20 protein-coding genes are annotated in these 19,188 nt (G+C 67.1%); 14 read left to right on the top strand and 6 right to left on the bottom strand.

Annotation, left to right across the window (positions count from 1 at the left end):
• The first annotated feature begins 102 nt into the window (after positions 1-102).
• The 3 genes from ASF14_RS15430 (at position 103) to ASF14_RS15420 (ending at position 3,460) form a co-directional block, all read left to right on the top strand.
• A complete protein-coding gene (locus tag ASF14_RS15430; protein ID WP_056437199.1) occupies positions 103-1,347 on the top strand; it encodes a putative DNA modification/repair radical SAM protein in 1,245 nt (414 codons plus the stop codon).
• A gap of 80 nt (positions 1,348-1,427) precedes the next feature.
• Positions 1,428-1,913 (top strand): hemerythrin domain-containing protein, encoded by a 486-nt coding sequence (locus tag ASF14_RS15425; RefSeq protein ID WP_056437197.1) that lies wholly within the window; start codon positions 1,428-1,430, stop codon positions 1,911-1,913.
• A gap of 149 nt (positions 1,914-2,062) precedes the next feature.
• Complete coding sequence (locus ASF14_RS15420) at positions 2,063-3,460, top strand: UdgX family uracil-DNA binding protein (protein WP_056436921.1); 1,398 nt, start codon at positions 2,063-2,065, stop codon at positions 3,458-3,460.
• Positions 3,461-3,531: 71 nt separating this feature from the next.
• Here the strand turns inward: ASF14_RS15420 and ASF14_RS15415 are convergent, their stop codons facing one another.
• The 3 genes from ASF14_RS15415 to ASF14_RS15405 all read right to left on the bottom strand — a co-directional run bounded on the left by ASF14_RS15415 (position 3,532) and on the right by ASF14_RS15405 (position 4,907).
• On the bottom strand, positions 3,532-3,702 hold the full coding sequence (locus ASF14_RS15415; protein WP_056436918.1) for a metallothionein: 171 nt from the start codon (positions 3,700-3,702) through the stop codon (positions 3,532-3,534).
• A 5-nt stretch (positions 3,703-3,707) separates the two neighbouring features.
• A complete protein-coding gene (locus ASF14_RS15410; RefSeq protein ID WP_056436915.1) occupies positions 3,708-4,010 on the bottom strand; it encodes an ArsR/SmtB family transcription factor in 303 nt (100 codons plus the stop codon).
• Between the two features lie 99 nt (positions 4,011-4,109).
• A complete protein-coding gene (locus ASF14_RS15405) occupies positions 4,110-4,907 on the bottom strand; it encodes an aldo/keto reductase (protein ID WP_056436913.1) in 798 nt (265 codons plus the stop codon).
• Between the two features lie 75 nt (positions 4,908-4,982).
• On the opposite strand from ASF14_RS15405, the gene ASF14_RS15400 reads away from it, so the two are divergent.
• On the top strand, positions 4,983-5,618 hold the full coding sequence (locus tag ASF14_RS15400) for a DedA family protein (RefSeq protein WP_056436910.1): 636 nt from the start codon (positions 4,983-4,985) through the stop codon (positions 5,616-5,618).
• On the opposite strand, the gene ASF14_RS15395 is transcribed toward ASF14_RS15400, so the two are convergent.
• Positions 5,573-6,988 carry a hypothetical protein gene (locus tag ASF14_RS15395; RefSeq protein ID WP_201780606.1) on the bottom strand — a complete coding sequence of 472 codons (1,416 nt, stop codon included), beginning with the start codon at positions 6,986-6,988 and terminating at the stop codon, positions 5,573-5,575. The genes ASF14_RS15400 and ASF14_RS15395 overlap by 46 nt on opposite strands.
• Positions 6,989-7,113: 125 nt before the next feature.
• Here ASF14_RS15395 and ASF14_RS15390 point away from each other — a divergent pair, with 125 nt between their 5' ends.
• From ASF14_RS15390 to ASF14_RS15365, 6 genes are all read left to right on the top strand, one after another.
• Positions 7,114-9,858 (top strand): [protein-PII] uridylyltransferase, encoded by a 2,745-nt coding sequence (locus ASF14_RS15390; RefSeq protein ID WP_056437190.1) that lies wholly within the window; start codon positions 7,114-7,116, stop codon positions 9,856-9,858.
• A gap of 164 nt (positions 9,859-10,022) precedes the next feature.
• The gene (locus ASF14_RS15385) at positions 10,023-11,285 is read left to right on the top strand and encodes a glutamate-5-semialdehyde dehydrogenase (protein ID WP_056436907.1); all 1,263 of its coding nucleotides are present in this window, start codon (positions 10,023-10,025) and stop codon (positions 11,283-11,285) included.
• A complete protein-coding gene (locus ASF14_RS15380; RefSeq protein ID WP_056436904.1) occupies positions 11,282-11,881 on the top strand; it encodes a nicotinate-nucleotide adenylyltransferase in 600 nt (199 codons plus the stop codon). The genes ASF14_RS15385 and ASF14_RS15380 overlap by 4 nt, the downstream gene beginning before the upstream one ends.
• Positions 11,882-11,893: 12 nt before the next feature.
• Positions 11,894-12,298, top strand: coding sequence for a ribosome silencing factor (rsfS, locus tag ASF14_RS15375; RefSeq protein WP_042483930.1), 405 nt, complete (start codon positions 11,894-11,896; stop codon positions 12,296-12,298).
• A gap of 19 nt (positions 12,299-12,317) precedes the next feature.
• Positions 12,318-12,740, top strand: coding sequence for a 23S rRNA (pseudouridine(1915)-N(3))-methyltransferase RlmH (locus ASF14_RS15370; protein ID WP_042483928.1), 423 nt, complete (start codon positions 12,318-12,320; stop codon positions 12,738-12,740).
• Positions 12,741-12,744: 4 nt separating this feature from the next.
• Entirely contained in the window at positions 12,745-13,905 is a 1,161-nt protein-coding gene (locus ASF14_RS15365) for a murein hydrolase activator EnvC family protein (RefSeq protein WP_056436901.1), read from the top strand.
• 41 nt (positions 13,906-13,946) lie between these two features.
• Here the strand turns inward: ASF14_RS15365 and ASF14_RS15360 are convergent, their stop codons facing one another.
• Entirely contained in the window at positions 13,947-14,519 is a 573-nt protein-coding gene (locus ASF14_RS15360; protein ID WP_056436899.1) for a hypothetical protein, read from the bottom strand.
• A gap of 183 nt (positions 14,520-14,702) precedes the next feature.
• Between ASF14_RS15360 and ASF14_RS15355 the strand changes: the two genes are divergently transcribed.
• Genes ASF14_RS15355 through ASF14_RS15340 form a run of 4 tightly spaced genes read left to right on the top strand, consistent with a single transcriptional unit; the run spans position 14,703 to position 17,602 of the window.
• Positions 14,703-16,067 (top strand): S41 family peptidase, encoded by a 1,365-nt coding sequence (locus ASF14_RS15355; protein ID WP_056436896.1) that lies wholly within the window; start codon positions 14,703-14,705, stop codon positions 16,065-16,067.
• A 2-nt stretch (positions 16,068-16,069) separates the two neighbouring features.
• Positions 16,070-16,564 (top strand): disulfide bond formation protein B, encoded by a 495-nt coding sequence (locus ASF14_RS15350; RefSeq protein ID WP_056436893.1) that lies wholly within the window; start codon positions 16,070-16,072, stop codon positions 16,562-16,564.
• Positions 16,561-17,103: a demethoxyubiquinone hydroxylase family protein gene (locus tag ASF14_RS15345; RefSeq protein WP_056436890.1), complete on the top strand. Its 543-nt coding sequence runs from the start codon at positions 16,561-16,563 to the stop codon at positions 17,101-17,103. The genes ASF14_RS15350 and ASF14_RS15345 overlap by 4 nt, the downstream gene beginning before the upstream one ends.
• Before the next feature lie 22 nt (positions 17,104-17,125).
• A complete protein-coding gene (locus ASF14_RS15340) occupies positions 17,126-17,602 on the top strand; it encodes a hypothetical protein (RefSeq protein WP_056436887.1) in 477 nt (158 codons plus the stop codon).
• 403 nt (positions 17,603-18,005) lie between these two features.
• Here ASF14_RS15340 and ASF14_RS15335 read toward each other — a convergent pair whose 3' ends face one another.
• Positions 18,006-19,073: a Glu/Leu/Phe/Val family dehydrogenase gene (locus tag ASF14_RS15335; protein WP_056436885.1), complete on the bottom strand. Its 1,068-nt coding sequence runs from the start codon at positions 19,071-19,073 to the stop codon at positions 18,006-18,008.
• Positions 19,074-19,188 lie beyond the last annotated feature (115 nt).

Here is a 19,188-nt window from a genome sequence, read left to right as displayed (position 1 = left end):
TATCTCCCCTCGATGCCGCCAATCTGGATCAGACGGGCTGTACGACGGATGACTGGCGGCGTGCCGCTTGTCCCGCCGCGCGAGCGAACATATATCGAACACATGGCGCAACTCGACACCCGTGAAAAGCTGGCGATCCTGGCCGATGCCGCGAAATATGACGCGTCCTGCGCGTCGTCGGGCACGTCGAAACGCAACAGCCGCGATGGCAAGGGGATCGGCTCGACCGAGGGCATGGGCATCTGCCACGCCTACGCGCCCGACGGCCGCTGTATCTCGCTCCTGAAGATCCTGCTGACCAACAGCTGCATCTTCGACTGCCATTATTGCATCAACCGCAAGTCCTCGAACGTCCGCCGCGCGCGCTTCACCGCGCAGGAGGTGGTGAACCTGACGCTGGCCTTCTATCGGCGCAATTATATCGAGGGGCTGTTCCTGTCCTCGGGCATCATCAAGTCGTCCAACTATACGATGGAGCAGATCGTCGAGGTCGCGCGGTCCCTGCGTGAGGATCATGGCTTTCGCGGCTATATCCATCTGAAGACGATCCCCGATGCCGATCCCGAGCTGGTGCGGCTGGCCGGGGTTCATGCCGACCGCGTGTCGATCAATGTCGAGCTGCCCACGGTGGGCGGCCTCCGCCGCCTCGCGCCCGAAAAGGACGCCACCCGGATCGAAGGGGCAATGGCCGATGTGAAGACCGCGATCGAGGATCGCACCGATGCGGTGAAGAAGTACAAATCCGCCCCCGGCTTCGCGCCCGCAGGCCAGTCGACCCAGATGATCGTCGGCGCGGATGCCGCGACCGATCGCGACATCGTCGGTCGTGCCGCGACCCTGTATGACCGCTTCTCCTTACGTCGCGTCTATTATTCGGCGTTCAGCCCGATCCCCGACGCCTCCGCCGTGCTGCCGCTGCAACGGCCGCCGCTGATGCGCGAGCATCGGCTGTACCAGTCCGACTGGCTGATGCGCTTCTACGACTATCAGCCGAATGAGGTCGCGGCGGCGGCGGACGAGGCGACGGGGATGTTGCCGCTCGACATCGATCCCAAGCTCGCCTGGGCGTTGAAATTCCGCCAGAACTTCCCTGTCGACGTGAACCGTGCCCCGCGCGAGATGCTGCTGCGCGTGCCGGGACTGGGCGTGAAGGCGGTGGACCGGATCATCGCCACCCGTAAATGGCGCAAGCTGCGGCTGGAGGATGTCGGGCGGCTGACCGTCTCGATCGCCAAGCTGCGCCCCTTCCTGATCGCCGAGGACTGGCGCCCGGTGGCGCTGGCCGAGCGGGCGGACCTGAAACCGCTGGTCAAGCCTAGCGCCAAGCAGCTTGAACTGTTCGGCTGAGTACACCTGATTCCATGAGAGTGATTCGCGGGTGAAACGGGCGTCATGTTGCGCCGTTGGGCCATGCGAAGGAGACGATCATGGCCACCGCCGAAATCTATGCCGATCTGAAGCGCGATCACGACAAGCAGCGCGAGATGCTGAAGGAACTTGCCGAGCTCAAGGGCGACGGTGCCAAGCGCAAGAAGCTGTTCGAAGCGTTCCGCATCGAGATCCAGAGCCACGCCGCCGCCGAGGAAGAGTCGCTCTACGCCACCATGCTGGGCGAGCCCGAACTGCGCGACGATGCGCGCCACTCGGTGTCCGAGCATAAGGAGATCGACGATCTGCTGGGCGAGATGATGGACCTCGACTTCGCGTCGGACGAGTGGGAGTCGAAGTTCTTCCACATGCGCCATCGCTACGAGCATCATATCGACGAGGAAGAGGAAGAGATGTTCCCCGCCGCCGAGAAGGAACTCGACGACGCCACCGAACAGAAGCTTGCCGAAATCTACGAAACCCGCAAACCCATCGAGGCGAAGGAAGCCAAGGCCAACCCGCCCGGCGGAGACGAGCGGGATTGATTTTGAAGAACGCTTTCAAAGCAGGAAGGTGCCCGCTCACTGCTCCCCTCCCCTTCAGGGGAGGGGGCGGGGGTGGGGCGCTTCCACAAAGGCGACGCTTGCGGGGACGCCCCACCCCAACCCCTCCCCTGAAGGGGAGGGGCTGAAGCGTGCGCATCATAACCCTGCCCGCCCCTGACGACTTCGACGCCTGGCGCGACGCCGCGCGGGGGTTGATCGCCGACAGCGTGCCGCCCGATCAGGTCGTGTGGCAGGTCGGCGAGCAGCCCGCCGATCTGTTCGGCGCGGTCGCCGAGGACAATCCGGCCACCACTGCTCCCCGGTTCAACGTATCGCGCGGCTTTATCGACCTTGCGCGCAGCGTCATCCTGTCCAACGACCCGGAGCGTTTCGCCCTGCTCCACACCGCGCTCGACCGGTTGCGCCGCCAACCCCGGCTGATCGAGGATCAGGCCGATCCGCTGATCCGCCGCCTCGACCGACTGGCCAAGGCGGTGCGGCGCGACATCCACAAGATGCGCGCCTTTCTGCGTTTTCGTGAGACCGAGGATGACGACGGCCCGCGCTATGTCGCCTGGTTCGAGCCCGAGCATCATATCGTGCGTGCCAATGCGGCGTTCTTCGTCAACCGTTTCACCACGATGCGCTGGTCGATCCTGACGCCCGAGGTGTCGCTCCACTGGGACGGCAAGACGCTCACCGAAGGTCCCGGCGCGAGCAGGGCCGACGCGCCCGAGGGCGATCCGACCGAGGCGGTGTGGAAGACCTATTATGCCAGCATCTTCAATCCCGCCCGCGTGAAGATCGGCGCGATGCTCAAGGAGATGCCGCGCAAATACTGGAAAAACATGCCGGAAACCGCGTTGGTCTCAGAATTGATCGCGGGCGCGCAGGCGCGGGAGACGGGTATGATCGCAACGGCCAAGACGGATGTGCGGACCGGACGCGGCGGCAATGCGCAGGCGGCCTGGGCGGCGCTCAGGGACGAGGCGATGACCTGCACCCGCTGCCCGCTCCATGCGCCCGCGACCCAGACGGTGTTCGGCGAGGGTCCGGTCGATGCCGCCCTGATGTTCGTCGGCGAACAGCCCGGCGACCAGGAGGATCTGGCGGGCCACCCCTTTGTCGGCCCGGCCGGACAGGTGTTCGACCGCGCGGTGGCGGAAGCCGGGATCGACCGGGCGACGGCCTATGTCACCAACGCGGTCAAGCATTTCAAGTTCGAGCCGCGCGGCAAGCGCCGCATCCACAGCTCACCCAATGCCGGGGAAATCCAGGCCTGCCGCTGGTGGGTCGAACAGGAACGTCTGCTCATTCAACCCCGGGTGACGGTAGCGCTGGGTGCGACGGCGGCGCGATCGCTGTTCGGCAAAGTCATGACCATAGGCCGCGAGCGCGGCAAGGCTCTGACGCTGCCCGATGGCGGCATGGCCTTCATCACGGTGCATCCGAGCTATCTGCTCCGCCTGCCCGATCCGGCGGCAAAGGAGGTCGAATATGCGCGGTTCGTGGATGACCTGAAACTTGCCGCCGCAGCGCTATCGTGAAGCGGCGGCCAGCGATTTATTGTCGATAATCAAGGGGCCGGGCGCGATCGGCACCCGGCCCTCGAAAGGGATCAGCCGTGGCAGGTGCAACCGGCATGGTCGCAACCCGTGCCGCCCTCATGATGCTGGGCACAGGCGTCACTACAGAAGCTGCGGCCTTCGGCTTCGATGGCATTGTTGACGCTGACGATGCAGACGCAATCGGCGCAGGCGCACTTCACTTGATCGACGGTGACGGCCATTCGACTTACTCCTCGTCTAGGGAATCGGGTTCGAGCACATGGTCCATCATGTTGGTCAGCATGGTGCGGATATGACAGTCGGGGAGTTCGTAAAGGACGTTGCGCCCCTGCCGACTCTGCTTGAGCAAGCGTCCGGCGCGCAACAGCCGCAGATGTTGCGAAACCAGGCTCTGGCTTACGCCGACGTCCTGCGTCAGCTCGCTGACGGTGCGTGGCCCATCCAGACACGCGACCACCAGCCGCAGCCGATTGGGCTCGCCCAAAAGGCGAAACACATCGGCCAGTAACGCGCCCTCATCCGGTGTCATGCATATACCAACATATGAACACATCTTAATATGTTCATATCAATCTTGATGTCAATCAGGATTGGCGGGTTCAATGCCGCCGAGGCGCGGTACGACCCGTTACATCACCCTCGGATCCGGGCCGATCCGCCCATCGGCATCGTCCAGCGCATCGATCGCCGCCATATCCTCATCGTCCAGCACCAGCTCGGTCGCCGCAAAGTTATCCGCCATATGTGCCGCATCCGCCGCCTTGGGGATCACCGACAGGCCGTGCGCCAGATGCCAGGCCAGCACGACCTGTGCGGTCGAGCGACCATGTTTCTCCGCGATGCTCGCGATCTCGGCCGTCTTCAGCAGCTCACCGCCCTGCCCCAACGGGCTCCAGCTCTGGGTCACGATACCCTTGGCTTCGTGATAGGTCCGCGCCTCACGCTGCTGGAAGCGGGGGTGGAGTTCGATCTGGTTGACGGCGGGCACCACGCCGGTCGCCTCGATGATCCGGTCGAGATGTTCGGGCAGGAAGTTGGACACGCCGATCGACCTCGCCTTGCCCGCCTCGCGAAGCGCGACCAGGCTTTGCCATGCCTCGACATAGGCGCCCTCGGCAGGCACCGGCCAGTGGATCAGGTACAGGTCGACCGCCTCGACACCCAGCAGCGCCAGGCTCTCGTCCAGCGCGGCTTCGGCGTCGCGGTGGCGGTCGTTCCACAGTTTGGTGGTCAGGAAGGCGTCCGCGTCGCGAAGCCCGTCGCCCACGCCGCGCTCATTGCCGTATATGGCGGCGGTGTCGACCAGGCCGTATCCGGTATCGAGGCCACGCCGCACCACCAGCGCCGCCTGCGAATCCGGGATCTGATAGGTGCCCAGCCCCAGCTGGGGCATGGCGCGGCCGTCGTTCAGGGTCAGTGTCTTCATGCCGTCCCAAACCGGCCGCCCCCTCATGCGGTTCCGATTGACCCCCGCCCCCCGATCGCGCAAGTCGCTGCCCCCATGGTCGAGCATATTCTTTCCGCGCTGGCGAGCTTCGCCATCTGGGTCATTTCCACCGGTGGCTATCTGGGCATCATGCTGCTGATGGCGATCGAGAGCGCGTGCATTCCGCTGCCCTCCGAGATCATCATGCCGTTCGCGGGCTATCTGGTGTCGACCGGGCAGTTCAACCTGTACCTCGCCGCGACGGCGGGCGCGCTGGGCTGCAATTTGGGCTCGATCGTCGCCTATGAGATCGGCAAGCGCGGCGGACGGCCGGTCGCCGAGCGCTGGGGTAAGTACCTGCTGATCGGGCCGGGCGAGCTGGACGCCGCCGACCGCTTCTTCGCGCGCTATGGTTCGATCGCGGTGCTGATCGGGCGTCTGCTGCCGGTGATCCGCACCTTCATCGCCTTTCCGGCGGGTGTGGCGCGGATGAAGCTCGTCCCCTTCCACCTCTATACCTTCCTGGGCAGTTGGCCCTTCTGCCTGGTGCTGGCCATCGTCGGACGCGAGCTGGGCGAGAAGTGGGATTCAGACCCGCGCGTAAAGGCGTTCTTCCACCGTGCCGACCTGGCGATCGGGATCGTGCTGGTCGTGCTGATCGGCCTTTATATCTGGCACCGGGTACGCGGGCTGAAGCGCGCGCAGGACTGAACCAGCCACAAAGCGAGCGGGACCGCCACCGCCGCCCAGAGGTACAGGCCGTGCCAGCTCGTCCATCCCCACCATTCGGAGGGGATGGTGCGCAGGTCGCCGAACAGGAAGCGCTGCTGCATCACCGCCTGCCACCAAGCCCAGCGGAAGGTCGGCGGGGCGAAGATTTCGGCCGATGCGATGGTCAGGTTGATCGCCATCGATCCCGTCAGCACCGACGCGAGCAAGCCGCGCATCCAGAGCCGCCGCGCCATCGTCCAGAGCGGCGCCAGCCCCAGCGCCATCACGCCCGCCAGCGGCATGGCGTGACGCGGGCCGGTGGCGTTGCCGCCATCCCAATAGACATAGGCCGCATTGACCAGCAGCGCGACCAGCGCGACCCCGGCGGCGGTCAGCGCCAGCCCGCGCGTCGCCCGTTCCTCGCCCAGCCGCCACAGCCCGATCGGGGCCAACACCAGCACCGGCGCGACCCAGACGATCCCGCGCGTCGGGCCGGTCAGGATTTCGCGAAGCACCGCGATGCGGGGAAAGGTCAGTCCGAACAACCCGTGGTTCATCCCCTCGAACCCGACCACGCCCGAATAGCCGATACGGAACGGCGTCCCGAAGGCGAAGAGATTATAGGCGAACAGCGGCAGCAGTCCGGCCACGCCCGCCGCCAGCAACGGTAGCAGCGCCTTCGGGGTCGCCCGGTACCGCCACAGCGCCCACAGCCCGATGACCGACCCGGCCAGGACCGCCTGATACTCGACCACCACTGCCCAGCCGAGCGCCAGCCCCGCCACCGCCAGCCAGCGTCCACCGCCCCGCGCCACCCCGATCAGCGCGATGACGAACAGCGCCGCCACGCTCGCATGGCCGAGCAGGGTCGTGGAATAGCCCCAGATCGGCGTCCCCAGCGCATAGCCGAGCGCGGCGAACAGCCCCGCCCCTGCGCGGCCGCTCAGGCCCAGTGCGAAGTCGAACAGCAAAACGGCCGCGATCGCGGTCAGCAGCGCAGAGCCCGTGGCGGCGGCGACGCGGGTGCGCAGCTTCAGATAGTCGACGAAACCGGGATCGACCGTGGACAGAACATGGCGCGCAGCCCGGTCGCCGGTGGCCAGATCGGTCAGCGCCACGGCGGGCAGCGCCATCAGCGTCATGCCCGGCGCCTTGTCGAGATAGGCATGCGCGCCGAACTGCGCCTTGTCGATGGTCAGCGGCGCGAAGGGGTCGATGGTCGCGGTGCCGTTCTCGACCATGCGGATCGCGGCGAACAGCCGGGTCGCATTGTTGGGATTCCACTCCCAGGACCCGAACCAGACACAGGAGAACCAGACCAACAGGAACAGCCCCGCCCGAATGCCGCCCAAGCCCTGCCACCGCGTCATCGGATCATCCCCCGGTTCACGGGCTCCGGCGCTACCCGCCCCGCCGGTCGCGGACAAGCGCGGCTTGGCGAGGATTGAATCGGCCCCCTCTCCTTTTGTTCATCACCAGCCCCTATGAAGGCCTGATGCACAGCCGTTTCGAATCCCTGCCCAACCGCCGCGCCATCGTCGATCGCCGGGCGCTCGCCGAACAGGTCGCCGCCCTGGGCATCACGGGGCCGGAAGGCCGCACGCTCGTCACCCCCGTCCTGCGCGCCGCGCTCGATGCCGGGCGGCAGGAAGTGGCGCGACGGCTGTCGCTCCATCCCTCGCGCGGGTTGGAGGCGGCGGCGGCGCAGGCCTATCTGACCGATCAGGTGCTGAAGGTGCTGTTCGAGTTCACCACCGACACGCTCTACCCCTTGAGCAACCCCACGGCGGGCGAGCGGCTGACCCTGATCGCGGTCGGCGGCTACGGGCGGGGCGAGATGGCGCCCTATTCGGACGTCGATATCGGCTTCCTCACCCCCTTCAAGCAGACCCCGCATGCCGAGCAGGTCATCGAATCGATGCTCTATTCGATCTGGGACCTGGGGCTGAAGGTCGGCCATTCCAGCCGCTCGATCGACGAGATGATCCGCCAGGCGAAGGGCGATGTCACCGTCCGCACCGCCCTGCTGGAGGGGCGTTTCCTGTGCGGCGACCAGGCGCTGTATGACGAGGCATCGCGCCGCTTCAAGGCCGAGATCCAGACCGATTCGCACCGCCAGTTCATCGCCGACAAGCTGGCCGAGCGCGACCTGCGCCACCGCAAGATGGGCGACACCCGCTACGTCGTCGAACCGAATGTCAAGGAAGGCAAGGGCGGCCTGCGCGACCTGCACGCACTCTTCTGGATCGGCAAGTACGTCTATGACGTCGACCGTGCGGCCGACCTGATCGACCGGGGCCTGTTCACCCGCGAGGAATATCGGCAGTTCCACCGCGCCGACAATTTCCTGTGGGCGGTGCGTTGTCACCTCCACACCATTACCGGCCGGGCCGAGGATCGGCTGACCTTCGACGTGCAGCGCCAGATCGCCGAGCGGATGCGATTCTCCGACCGGCCCGGCAAGGCCAAGGTCGAGCGGTTCATGCAGCTCTACTTCCTGCAGGTGAAGACGGTCGGCGCGCTGACCGGTGCGTTCCTGGCGCATCTGGACGAGCGGTTCGCGGCGCGCGGCCATCGTTTCGGCCTGCCGACCATCCGCAGGCGCCCGCGCCGGTTGAACGGCTTCGTGCTCGATCGCGGGCGGCTCGCTTTGCCGCGCGACAGCTTCTTTCAGGAAGACCCGGTCCGGCTGATCGAGATCTTCCAGCTTGCCGACCGTTACGAGCTGGAGGTCCATCCGCTGGCGGTGCGCGCGGCGTCGCGCGATGCCAAGCTGGCCGACGACATCCGTAACGATCCGCGCGCCAACGCCCTGTTCCTCGACGTGCTGACCAGCCGCCATGACCCCGAACTGGTGCTGCGCTGGATGAACGAGGCGGGTGTCTTCGGTCGCTTCATGCCCGATTTCGGGCGTGTCGTGGCGCAGATGCAGTTCGACATGTACCACCATTATACGGTCGACGAGCACACCATCCGCGCGCTGGGCCTGCTGGCGAAGATCGAACGGCAGGAACTGGTCGAGGAGCATCCCGTCGCCTCGGCGATCATCGGCCAGATCGTGTCGCGGCGCGTCCTCTATGTCGCGGTCCTCCTCCACGACATCGCCAAGGGGCGCGGCGGCGACCATTCGATCCTGGGCGCGGAAGTGGCCGAGCGGCTCTGTCCGCGCCTGGGCCTGAGCGAGGCCGAAACCGAAACGGTGGCGTGGCTGGTCCGCTGGCACCTGCTGATGTCCGCCACGGCGTTCAAGCGCGACCTGTCGGACTTCAAGACGATCCTCGACTTTTGCGAGACGGTCCAGAGCCCCGAGCGGCTTCGCCTGCTCCTCCTGCTGACCATCGTAGACATTCGCGCGGTCGGGCCGGGGACGTGGAACGGCTGGAAGCGCCAGCTGCTCGCCGACCTGTACGATGCCGCCGAGGAGGTGCTGCGCCTGGGCCACAAGCAGCGTGGCCGGACCGAGCGGATCGCCGCCAAGCAGGCGCGGCTGGCGGAGATACTGGGCTGGCCGGAGGCGCAGTTCGCCGCGCTGGTCCGTCGCCTGCCCGAGGCCTATTGGATCGCCGAGCCCGAGGATGTGCTGGCCCATAATGCCCGCCAGATGGCGGCGGCGGGCGATGCGCAACTGTCGATCGACGCGCAGGTTTACGGCGAGCGCGGCGCGACGCTTGTGTCCATCTATGCCGCCGACCATCCAGGCCTGTTCTATCGCATAGCGGGCGCGATCCATGTCGCGGGCGGCAACATCATCGATGCGCGCATCCACACCACGCGCGACGGCATGGCGATCGACAATTTCCTGGTGCAGGATCCGCTGGGTCGCCCGTTCGACGATCCCGGCCAGCTGTCCCGCCTGCGCCGCGCGATCGAGGATGCGCTGGCCAATCGCAGCAAGCTGGCCGACCGGCTGGTCGCCAAGCCCAATGCACGGCCGCGCGCCGATGCCTTCCACATCGCGCCCAACGTCCTGATCGACAACCGCGCCTCGAACCGCTTCACGGTGGTCGAGGTCCATGCCCGCGACCGTCCCGCGCTGCTGAATCAGCTGGCCCATGCGCTGTTCCAGTCGAAGGTGACGATCCACTCCGCCCATGTCGCGACCTATGGCGAACGCGCGGTCGACGTCTTCTACCTGACCGACCTGACCGGGGATCAAATCACCAATAGCAGCCGGTTGAAGACGCTGGAGAAGAGGCTGCTCGGCGCGGCGGCGGGCGAAGCCCTGGAGATCGCGGCGTAGGGCAAGATGGCATGAGATGGACTCACCCCTCCCCTTCAGGGGAGGGGCTCATGTTGTTTCTATGAAACGTCATCTCGATCTAAACACTCACAGATCACCGCACCTTGCAGGTGAGCAAGATTCCGATGCTTGGGTGTGTCGTCCCGGCATGATACCGCCCCCGCATGGCCGACCAAAACGACATTCCCGCCCTGATCGCCGATATGGGCCAACGCGCCCGCAGCGCCGCCGTCACGCTGGCGCAGATGCCGACCGAGGCGAAGGCCGACGCCCTGCGCGCCGCCGCCGCCGCGATCCGCGAGGCGACCCCGGCGGTGCTGGAGGCCAATGCACGCGACGTGGCGGCGGGCGCAGCCAACGGTCTGTCCCCTGCCATGCTGGACCGGCTGACGCTGGACGAGGCGCGGATCGCGGGCATCGTCGCGGGCGTGGAGGCGGTGGCCGCTCTTCCCGATCCCGCGGGCGAGCGGATCGACGAGCGCACCCGGCCCAACGGCCTGAACCTGTCGCGCGTCCGCGTGCCGGTGGGGGTGATCGGCATCGTTTATGAAAGCCGCCCCAACGTCACGGTCGACGCCGCAGCCCTCTGCGCCATGGCGGGCAATGCCGCGATCCTGCGCGGCGGGTCGGAGGCGGTGCACAGCAACCGCGCGCTGCACGCCGCTTTCGTCCGGGGCTGGACGGCGGCGGGGGGACCTGCGGATGCCGTGCAGCTGGTGCCGACCACCGACCGCGCCGCCGTGGGCGCGATGCTGGCCGCCGACGGCCTGATCGACCTGCTGATCCCGCGCGGCGGCAAGAGTCTGGTCGCGCGGGTACAGGCCGAGGCGAAGGTGCCGGTGCTCGCGCATCTCGACGGGATCAACCATGTCTATGTCGACGGCTCGGCCGATCATGCGATGGCGACGCGGATCGTGCGCGACGCCAAGATGCGCCGCACCGGCATCTGCGGGGCGATGGAGACGCTGCTGATCGACCGCGCCTATTGCCACCCCGCCGAGCTGGTCGCCGCGCTGGTCGACGCAGGCTGCACGGTGCGCGGGGATGCCGACATCCGCGAGATCGTGCCCGGACTGGACGTCGCCACGGCCGAGGACTGGGATACCGAATATCTCGACGCGATCGCCAGCGTCGCGCTGGTCGACGGCCTGGAGGGAGCGATGGCCCATATCGCCGCGCATGGATCGCACCATACCGACGCGATCGTCGCCGAGGACACCGGCGTCGCCGAGCGCTTCCTGGCCCAGGTCGACAGCGCCATCGTGCTGTGGAACGCCTCGACCCAGTTCGCGGACGGCGGCGAGTTCGGACTGGGCGCGGAGATCGGCATCGCCACCGGGCGGCTGCACGCGCGCGGCCCCGTCGCGCTGGAGGGGCTGACCACCTATAAGTGGATCGGGCGCGGTACGGGGCAGATCAGAGGGTGAGGATCGGTCTGCTCGGCGGGTCGTTCAATCCCGCCCATAAGGGGCATCGCCGCATCACGCTGGACGCGATGCGCGCGCTGAACCTCGACGAAGTGTGGTGGCTGGTGTCGCCGGGCAATCCGCTGAAGGACGGTGCCAGCGACATGGCCCCCTTCGCCGCGCGGTTCGCCTCGGCCCGGAAAATGGCGCGCCGCGCGCCGATCCGGGCCAGCGCGATCGAACAGGAACTGCACACCCGCTACACGCTCGACACGGTGCGGAAAGTCCAGCGCCGCTACCCCGGCCACACGTTCATCTGGCTGATGGGCGAGGACAATCTGGAGCAATTTCATCGCTGGCGCGGGTGGCGTGATATTGCCCGCGCGATCCCGATTGCGGTTATCGGCCGTCCGGGGTACAATGCCGCCGCCCACGCGACACCCGCGCTGGGCTGGTTCAGGCGTTTCCAGAGGCGTCCGGGCCAGGCGAAGAACTGGACGATGTGGAGTTTGCCGGCCTTCGTGCTGTTGCGCTTCCGCCCCGACCCGACTTCCGCCACGGGCCTTCGGGCCCGCGATCCGGACTGGTTTCGGCATATGGGCCGGAACGTCCCCTGAACAGGAGCTCACTTGGCCACTTCCCCGCAATCGCCGCGTCCGTCCGATCCCGCCGAGGTGGAGGCGCTGCATCGCCTGATCCTCGCGTCGCTGGATGACGACCAGGCGGTGGAGACGATCTCGATCCCGCTCGCGGGCAAATCGTCGATTGCCGATTTCATGGTGATCGCCAGCGGTCGCTCGACCCGGCAGGTCGCCTCGATGGCGATGAAACTCGCCGAGAAGATCAAGGCCGAGTTCGGCCGTTCGGTCCGGATCGAGGGTCTGCCGACCGCCGACTGGGTGCTGATCGACGCGAACGACGTCATCGTCCACCTGTTCCGGCCCGAGGTCCGCAGCTTCTACAATCTGGAGCGCATGTGGGCGTTCGGCGATGCGCCGACTCCCCCGGCCAGCCCGGCCGACCGTAACCCCTGATTCACGCCAAGGTCCGCCCGTGCTGCTGCATATCGTCGCGCGCGGGCGGATCGGCCGTTCGCCCGAGGCCGAGCTGGTCGACCGCTATATCAAGCGGATCGGCTGGCCGACCAAGGTCACCGAACTCCCCGACACCGGCGGCAAGGTCCCGCCGCTGGAGGGACAGGCGCGTCTGGTCCTGATGGACGAGAAGGGCGAGAACTTGTCCTCGATGGATTTCGCGCGTCGGCTGGAGCGCTGGCGTGACGATGGCGTGCGCGAGTGCCGCTTCATGATCGGCGCGGCGGACGGGTTCGAGGATGCCGACCGGGCGCGCGCCGACCTGCTCATCTCCTATGGCCGGGCGACCTGGCCGCACATGATGGCGCGCGCGATGCTGGCCGAACAGCTGTTCCGTGCGACCAGCATCCTCGCCAATCACCCCTATCACCGCGAAGGCTGAACGCGTGAGGCGGCGGCATGGCGTGCTGGCGCTGGCGGCCCTTGCGCTGCTCGGTGCGACCGACATCGCCGCCGACCAGCGACGCCTGGCCGATGCCCGTGCGGGTGCGGCGGCGGCGCAGGCGCGAGCCCAGGCGCTGGAGCAACAGGCCGGAGCCGAGCGCAACGCCGCCGCCATCGCCCAGGCCAAAGAACGCGCCATGGCCGCCCGCGTCGCAGCGGCGGAGGCCGAGGTGACGGCGGCCCGCGCCCGCGTCGATCTGGTCGCCGGGCTGCTGGAGCAGCAACAGGTAAAACTGGCCAAGGCGCAGGCCCCGCTCGCGCATTTGCTGGCCGCGATGCAGAGCATGGCCGCGCGTCCCCCGGTCGCGGCGGTGGTGCAGCCCGGCTCGGTCGCCGATCTGGCGCATGTCCGCGCGGTCTTCGCCACCGTCGCCCCCGTCATCGCGGCGCGTTCCGCCACCGTCCGCGCCGAACTGGCCGCCACCCGCCGGGTCCGCGCGCAGGTGACGGTGGCGGCGCGAGCGCTGACGGAGACCACCGCCAAGCTGGAATCCGAACGCCAGGCACTGGCCCGCCTGGAAGCGCGCCATCGCGGCCGCGCCGAGGAACTGGGGCAGGTCGCCATCGACGAATCCAACCGCGCGCTGGCGCTGGGCGAGGCGGCGCGCGACATCGTCGACCGCATGGCCGAGCGTGGCGAGGCCCAGGCGACGGCGGGCGAATTGCTCGCGCTCCCCGGCCCCGTCTCGCGTCCGCTCGGGGCAGGCGTCATGGGCCCGGTGATCCCGCCGGACACCTATCGCCTGCCCGTGAAGGGACGGGTCACGGGCGGCTTCGGCGAGATTTCGGATTCGGGCGTGCGGGCGCGCGGCATCACCTTGTCGACTGTTCCCTATGCACCGGTCCTCGCCCCCGCAGGCGGCGAGGTCCGCTATGCGGGCGCATTCCGGGGCTATGGCGGGATTGTCATCCTGAATCACGGCACCGGCTGGACCAGCCTGGTCACCGGCTTGGGCGGCATCGCGGTCAAAGCCGGCGACCATGTCGCGGCGGGGGCGGTCCTCGGCCGTGCGGGACGAGGACGAGCCGGTGTCGAGCCGCGCGTGACGGTCGAATTGCGCCGCGACGGGCGCCCGATGGATATTGCCGCCCTTCTGGGGTGATGGCAGATTTCCGGCTTAACCGAGGCCCTGGCGTGCCTTCGTCAGCCTTTGGGAACGAAGATGGCTGTTTTGCCATCGGCTCCATTGCGGAAAATCGGTGTCGCGCCGCCTTTCAGCGCTTCAGCCATATCGCGCTTCAACGTCGCCGGATCGGGCAATCCCGTATAGTATTTCCAACCGATGAACTCGGCCTTGGTCATCGTCGCCAGCAGATAGCCCTCGACCGGGGCTGGCCGACCTTGTTTCGATGCCTCGATCGCCTTGAGGATGTTCGTCACCGCAACGATCCGGGCGATCGGCTCGCCCTTATGAGCTGGCTGCGCAATCCTCAATCGGCCGGCCTTGTCATCTCCATATAGCTGGTAGGATGCGGAGCCGGTATCGAACGCTCCGAGATCGCAAGCAGGTTTTTGCTTTGCCGCATTCGCATAGTCGATATGCATGAGTTTCGGCATCATGCTCATCGAAACGATCAGGTCCGCATCCGCCTGGACGGATGCGTCGACCGGCTTTGCGACCGCTCCGGCATCAGAGGAAACCGAACATTGCGCCCAGGCGGAAGGCGTCGCGAAAAGGACCGCCGCCGCAGATAAAAACGCAAATAGATGACGCATGACGCTTCTTCCTGATGATCGGCATCCAGGGTCGCCTCCAGTGAAGCCATCCGTCAAGCGATATGCCCGCACTGCATGCGCGCTCCCCGCCCCGCGCTCACCTCCCGTTCAGCACGGTTGCGCTTTGATTGCGTCCGGCTTCCCGCTACACAGGCGGTCTGCTTATCTGGTCCAGGACCCTCGATGCCCCGCCCGCTTTTCAGACTTCCGCTGCCGAACCGTCCGCTTCTGACTGCTACTGCCCTTGTCGGCGCGCTGGCCATGGTGCCGATCACGACCTCCGCGATGGCGGCGGTGGACAGTTCGACCGTCCGCCAGTTCGACCGGTTCCTCGACGTCTACAACCGGATCAAGGCCGATTATGTCGACAAGGTCGACGACGACACGCTGATCAAGGGCGCGATCCAGGGGATGCTGGCGGCGCTCGATCCGCATAGCAGCTATGTCGACGCGCTCGACTTCGACAACCTGAAGATCCAGACCGAGGGCAATTATGGCGGGCTGGGCCTGACCGTTTCGATGGAGGACGGCGCGATCAAGGTCATCGCGCCGCAGGAGGATACCCCGGCGGGCCGCGCGGGCGTAAAGTCGGGCGATTACATCACCCATATCGACGGCAAGCTGATCTATGGCCAGTCGCTGGACGAGGCGATCGGCCAGATGCGGGGCAAGCCCGGTACCAAGATCAAGCTGACCATCGTACGCCCCGGCCGCGACAAGCCGATCGAGCTGACCCTGACGCGCGAGGTCATCGTCCAGCGCCCGGTGAAGTGGGAGGTGAAGGGCGATGTCGGCTATATCAACATCAACACCTTCTCCGAAAACACCGGCGCCGACACGCGCGCGGCGATCATGGCGATCGACAAGGCGCTGGGGCATCGGCCGCTGGGCTATGTCGTCGATCTGCGCGACAATGGCGGCGGCCTGCTGACCCAGGCGATCGCGGTCAGCGATGCGTTCCTCGACCACGGCGAGATCGTGTCGCAGCGCGGCCGCGAGAAGTCGGATATCGAGCGTTATTACGCCAAGCCCGGCGACGATGCGCATGGCCTGCCGGTGATCGTGCTGACCAACTCGGGCACCGCCTCGGCCTCCGAGATCGTCGCGGGCGCGCTGCAGGATCATCACCGCGCGCTGGTGATGGGTGAGCGCAGCTTCGGCAAGGGATCGGTGCAGACGCTGCTGCCGCTCGGCCCCGAGACGGCGCTCCGCCTGACGACCGCGCGCTACTATACCCCCTCGGGCCGCTCGGTGCAGGAGGGCGGGATCGAGCCCGACATCAAGGTGCCGCAGATTTCCGATCCCGATTACAAGACGCGGCCCGTCTTCCGCGAGGCCGATCTGCGCCGCCACCTGATCAACGAGGTGAAGGCGGATAATTCGATCCTGGAAGAGGATACCAAGGCCGATCCGCGCTTCGCCGCCACGCCCGAGGCGCTGAAGAAACAGGGGATCGAGGACTTCCAGCTTTATTATGCGCTGAAGACCGTCGCGCGTCTGGGCGGCCCGACCCAGGTCGCCGCCGCCACCAAGCCGCCGGTGAAGTGATCATGGCTGTCGCCCGCACCCGCAACGAGAGACTGGCGAACATCATCGCCTTCGCCCTGCCCGCCGCGCTGCTGGCGGGAGCCTGGGGCAGCCAGCTGATCGGCGGGCTGTACCCGTGCGAGATGTGCCATTGGCAACGCTGGCCGCATTATGCCGCGCTGGTGCCCGCCTTCCTTGCCTTCTTCGTGCCCCAGCGCAGCATCCGGGGATCGCTTGTCGTGCTCGCCGCGTTGTTGATCGCAGTGTCGGGGGCGATCGGTGTCGCCCATGCCGGGGTCGAATATGGCTGGTGGCAGGGCTTTACCGCTTGCACCTCGACGGTGGATTTCACGGGCGGGAGCGCCGCCGACCGGCTGAACGCGATTTTGAAGGCGCCGGTCATCCGTTGCGATGTGGCGCAATGGACCTTGGGCGGGATTTCGCTCGCCGGGTTCAACGCGATCTTCTCGCTGGGCGGTGCGGTGGCGATCCTGCTGTTGATGAGGAAGGCGCGATGAGTCAGCTTCGCTGGATGCCGGGCGACCGGCGCGAATCGACGAAGGCGATGGTCCGGGTGGACCAGGCCGGGGAATATGGCGCGACCCGCATCTATGCCGGGCAGCTGGCGGTGCTGGGCGACCGACATCCCTTTGCACGCGCGATCCACCACATGGCCGAGCAGGAAGAGCGCCACCGCGCCTTTTTCGACCGGATGATCGCCGAGCGCCGGGTGCGCCCGACCCTGTTCCAGCCCTTTTGGGACAAGGCCGGCTTCGCGCTGGGGGCGATCACGGCAGCGATCGGGCCCAAGGCGGCCATGGCCTGCACTGCGGCGGTCGAGACCGAGATCGACAAGCATTACCAGGAACAGCGCGACCAGCTGGGCGATAGCGACCCCGAGCTGTCGGAGGCCATCGCCGATTTCCAGGCCGAGGAACTGGAGCATCGCGACCATGCGCTGGGCGCGGGCGCGGAAGAGGCGATCGCCTATCCGGTGATGTACGGACTGATCCGGGCGGGCTGCAAGGTCGCAATCGCGGCGGCCAAGCGCCTCTGAACGATATTGCGGGAGAGAGAGGATGACGAACCGGTCCCGGGCCGCCGGCATGTTGGCCATGATGACGATCGCAGGCATCGGCGCGGCCCCCGCGACGGCACAGCAGGTCGCCGCCCCCGGCGCGCTTCCGCCCAAGAAGATCGAGGCCCCCGGCGAGGTATCCCGCAATGCGCCGGTCAACGGCGTGCTGACCTTGTTCGGTAACGAACGCTGCCCTACGGACAATCAGGGCAACGAGATCGTGGTCTGCGTCCGGCGCGGCGCGGAGGAACAGTTCCGCGTGCCCAAGGAACTGCGCGACCTGCAGGTCACGCCCGAGAATGAGAGCTGGGCGGCGCGGGCGACGGGCACGCTGAACGAGGGTGCGGGCGTCAACAGCATCGGCAGCTGCTCGGCGGTCGGCGCAGGCGGCGCGACCGGCTGCTTCGTCCAGCGCGCGCGGGAGAACCGCGCGATCAACGCCCAGCGCAGGCGTGACGAGGAACCGCGGAATCCGTGATTTTCTCGTGGCGGAGTAACCCTTGCCCGCTCGTTCGCACAATTTCCGCGAAGGCCGGGATAGAGGTGGGAAAGCGCGGGCGGGGACTTGGATCGGACCGCAGCTGGCCCCCGGCCTTCGCCGGGGTGGCACGTTGCAAAACGCCAGTCTTCGCCTTGGAGGAGGCTGAAGCACGATCCGGATGTCTTGGCGATGTCGGTCCTTGGCCTTCGACTTCGCTCAGGCCGAACGGGGATGGGAAAATAGACCGATAATGGTCAGGGCAGACCTGCCCCCTCGCCCCGCCACCATTCCCAACCTCCGTTCACGCTGAGCCAAGTCGAAGCGCACGCCAGACTCCGGCGGCTGGGCCGATGCCGGACCTGCCACCCATCAGACTGCAACGGATAAGCCCCATCGTCCCTCAGGCCGCCACGGCCTGCACACGCGGCACCTGCGCGATCCGTTCCAGCGCCATAGCACGGGCCGCCTCGTCCGGCGTGATGCCGTTCTGCTCGGCAAGCGCCAGCACCGCCCCCATCTTCCGCCCGACGGCCAGGACCCGCCGCCGCACCTCGGTCGTGCGCCAGCCCAGATATTCGCCCGCCACATTGATGATCCCGCCCGCATTCGCCAGGAAATCCGGCGCATAGAGGATGTCGCGCGCGGCCAGCCGTTCGGCCATGTCCCCGCTCGCCAGCTGGTTGTTGGCTGCCCCGCATACCACGCTCGCGCGCAGCTGGGCGACCGTATCGGCGTCCAGCACCGCGCCCAATGCGCAGGGCGAGAGCACGTCGACGCGCGCCGACAGCAGCGCCCGGCTGCTCATGACCATCGCGCCGAACCGGTCGGCCGCGCGCGCCGCCACCTCGCTGCGCGGTTCTGCCACGATCAGCTTGGCCCCCTGTTCGTGGAGCAGTTCGCATAGCGCATAGCCGACATGGCCCAGCCCCTGAATGCCGACCGTCACGTCGGACAGTTCCGCGCCCAGCCGCTGGCGCACCGCCACACGCATGGCCTGAACCACACCCAGCGCCGTCCAGGGCGAGGGATCGCCACCGGGCTTCTGCCCGGAAACCGGAAGCCCGGCGACATGGCGGGTGCGCGTGGCGACCTCTGCCATATCCGCCACGCTGGTCCCGACATCCTCGGCGGTGACATAGCGACCTTTCAGTTCGGCGACCTGACGCCCGAAGGCGCGGAACATCGCGGCGCGGTCGAACGGCCCTTGGGGCAGGCGGATGACCGCCTTGCCGCCGCCAAAGGGCAGATCGGCCAGCGCATTCTTCAACGCCATGCCCTCCGCCAGCCGCAGCGCATCGACCGTCGCGCTGCGATCGTCGGCATAATGCCACAACCGGCACCCGCCCGCCGCCGGGCCGAGCGTGGTCGAGTGGAGCACGATGACGCCGCTCGCGCCGCTGTCCTTGTCGTGGAACGTCACAACCTCTTCGGGCGGCAGGCTCTGGCGGTCTTGGGCTGGGTGCAGCATCGTTCGTATCCCTGAACTTTCTCTGACATGGAGATAGCCCAGCGCGAGAGGCGAAACTGATCCTATTGGTTAGGCGAATGTCGATTTATCGGTTAATATGACCCCACAATATCGA

Origin of the sequence: Sphingomonas sp. Leaf257, from assembly GCF_001422185.1 — a bacterium.
Lineage (GTDB): Bacteria > Pseudomonadota > Alphaproteobacteria > Sphingomonadales > Sphingomonadaceae > Sphingomonas > Sphingomonas yabuuchiae.
This window is presented reverse-complemented; position numbering and strand designations above follow the sequence as displayed.

Bases quoted from the DNA above. Each gene is read 5' to 3' on its own strand.
- ASF14_RS15415 (WP_056436918.1), bottom strand. From the start codon at position 3,702: ATGGCCGTCACCGTCGATCAAGTGAAGTGCGCCTGCGCCGATTGCGTC.
- ASF14_RS15360 (WP_056436899.1), bottom strand. From the start codon at position 14,519: ATGCGTCATCTATTTGCGTTTTTATCTGCGGCGGCGGTCCTTTTCGCG.
- ASF14_RS15385 (WP_056436907.1), top strand. From the start codon at position 10,023: ATGGCCGACCAAAACGACATTCCCGCCCTGATCGCCGATATGGGCCAA.
- ASF14_RS15340 (WP_056436887.1), top strand. From the start codon at position 17,126: ATGACGAACCGGTCCCGGGCCGCCGGCATGTTGGCCATGATGACGATC.
- ASF14_RS15410 (WP_056436915.1), bottom strand. From the start codon at position 4,010: ATGACACCGGATGAGGGCGCGTTACTGGCCGATGTGTTTCGCCTTTTG.
- ASF14_RS15355 (WP_056436896.1), top strand. From the start codon at position 14,703: ATGCCCCGCCCGCTTTTCAGACTTCCGCTGCCGAACCGTCCGCTTCTG.
- ASF14_RS15335 (WP_056436885.1), bottom strand. From the start codon at position 19,073: ATGCTGCACCCAGCCCAAGACCGCCAGAGCCTGCCGCCCGAAGAGGTT.
- ASF14_RS15430 (WP_056437199.1), top strand. From the start codon at position 103: ATGGCGCAACTCGACACCCGTGAAAAGCTGGCGATCCTGGCCGATGCC.
- ASF14_RS15405 (WP_056436913.1), bottom strand. From the start codon at position 4,907: ATGAAGACACTGACCCTGAACGACGGCCGCGCCATGCCCCAGCTGGGG.
- ASF14_RS15345 (WP_056436890.1), top strand. From the start codon at position 16,561: ATGAGTCAGCTTCGCTGGATGCCGGGCGACCGGCGCGAATCGACGAAG.
- ASF14_RS15395 (WP_201780606.1), bottom strand. From the start codon at position 6,988: ATGACGCGGTGGCAGGGCTTGGGCGGCATTCGGGCGGGGCTGTTCCTG.
- ASF14_RS15400 (WP_056436910.1), top strand. From the start codon at position 4,983: ATGGTCGAGCATATTCTTTCCGCGCTGGCGAGCTTCGCCATCTGGGTC.
- ASF14_RS15390 (WP_056437190.1), top strand. From the start codon at position 7,114: ATGCACAGCCGTTTCGAATCCCTGCCCAACCGCCGCGCCATCGTCGAT.
- ASF14_RS15425 (WP_056437197.1), top strand. From the start codon at position 1,428: ATGGCCACCGCCGAAATCTATGCCGATCTGAAGCGCGATCACGACAAG.
- ASF14_RS15350 (WP_056436893.1), top strand. From the start codon at position 16,070: ATGGCTGTCGCCCGCACCCGCAACGAGAGACTGGCGAACATCATCGCC.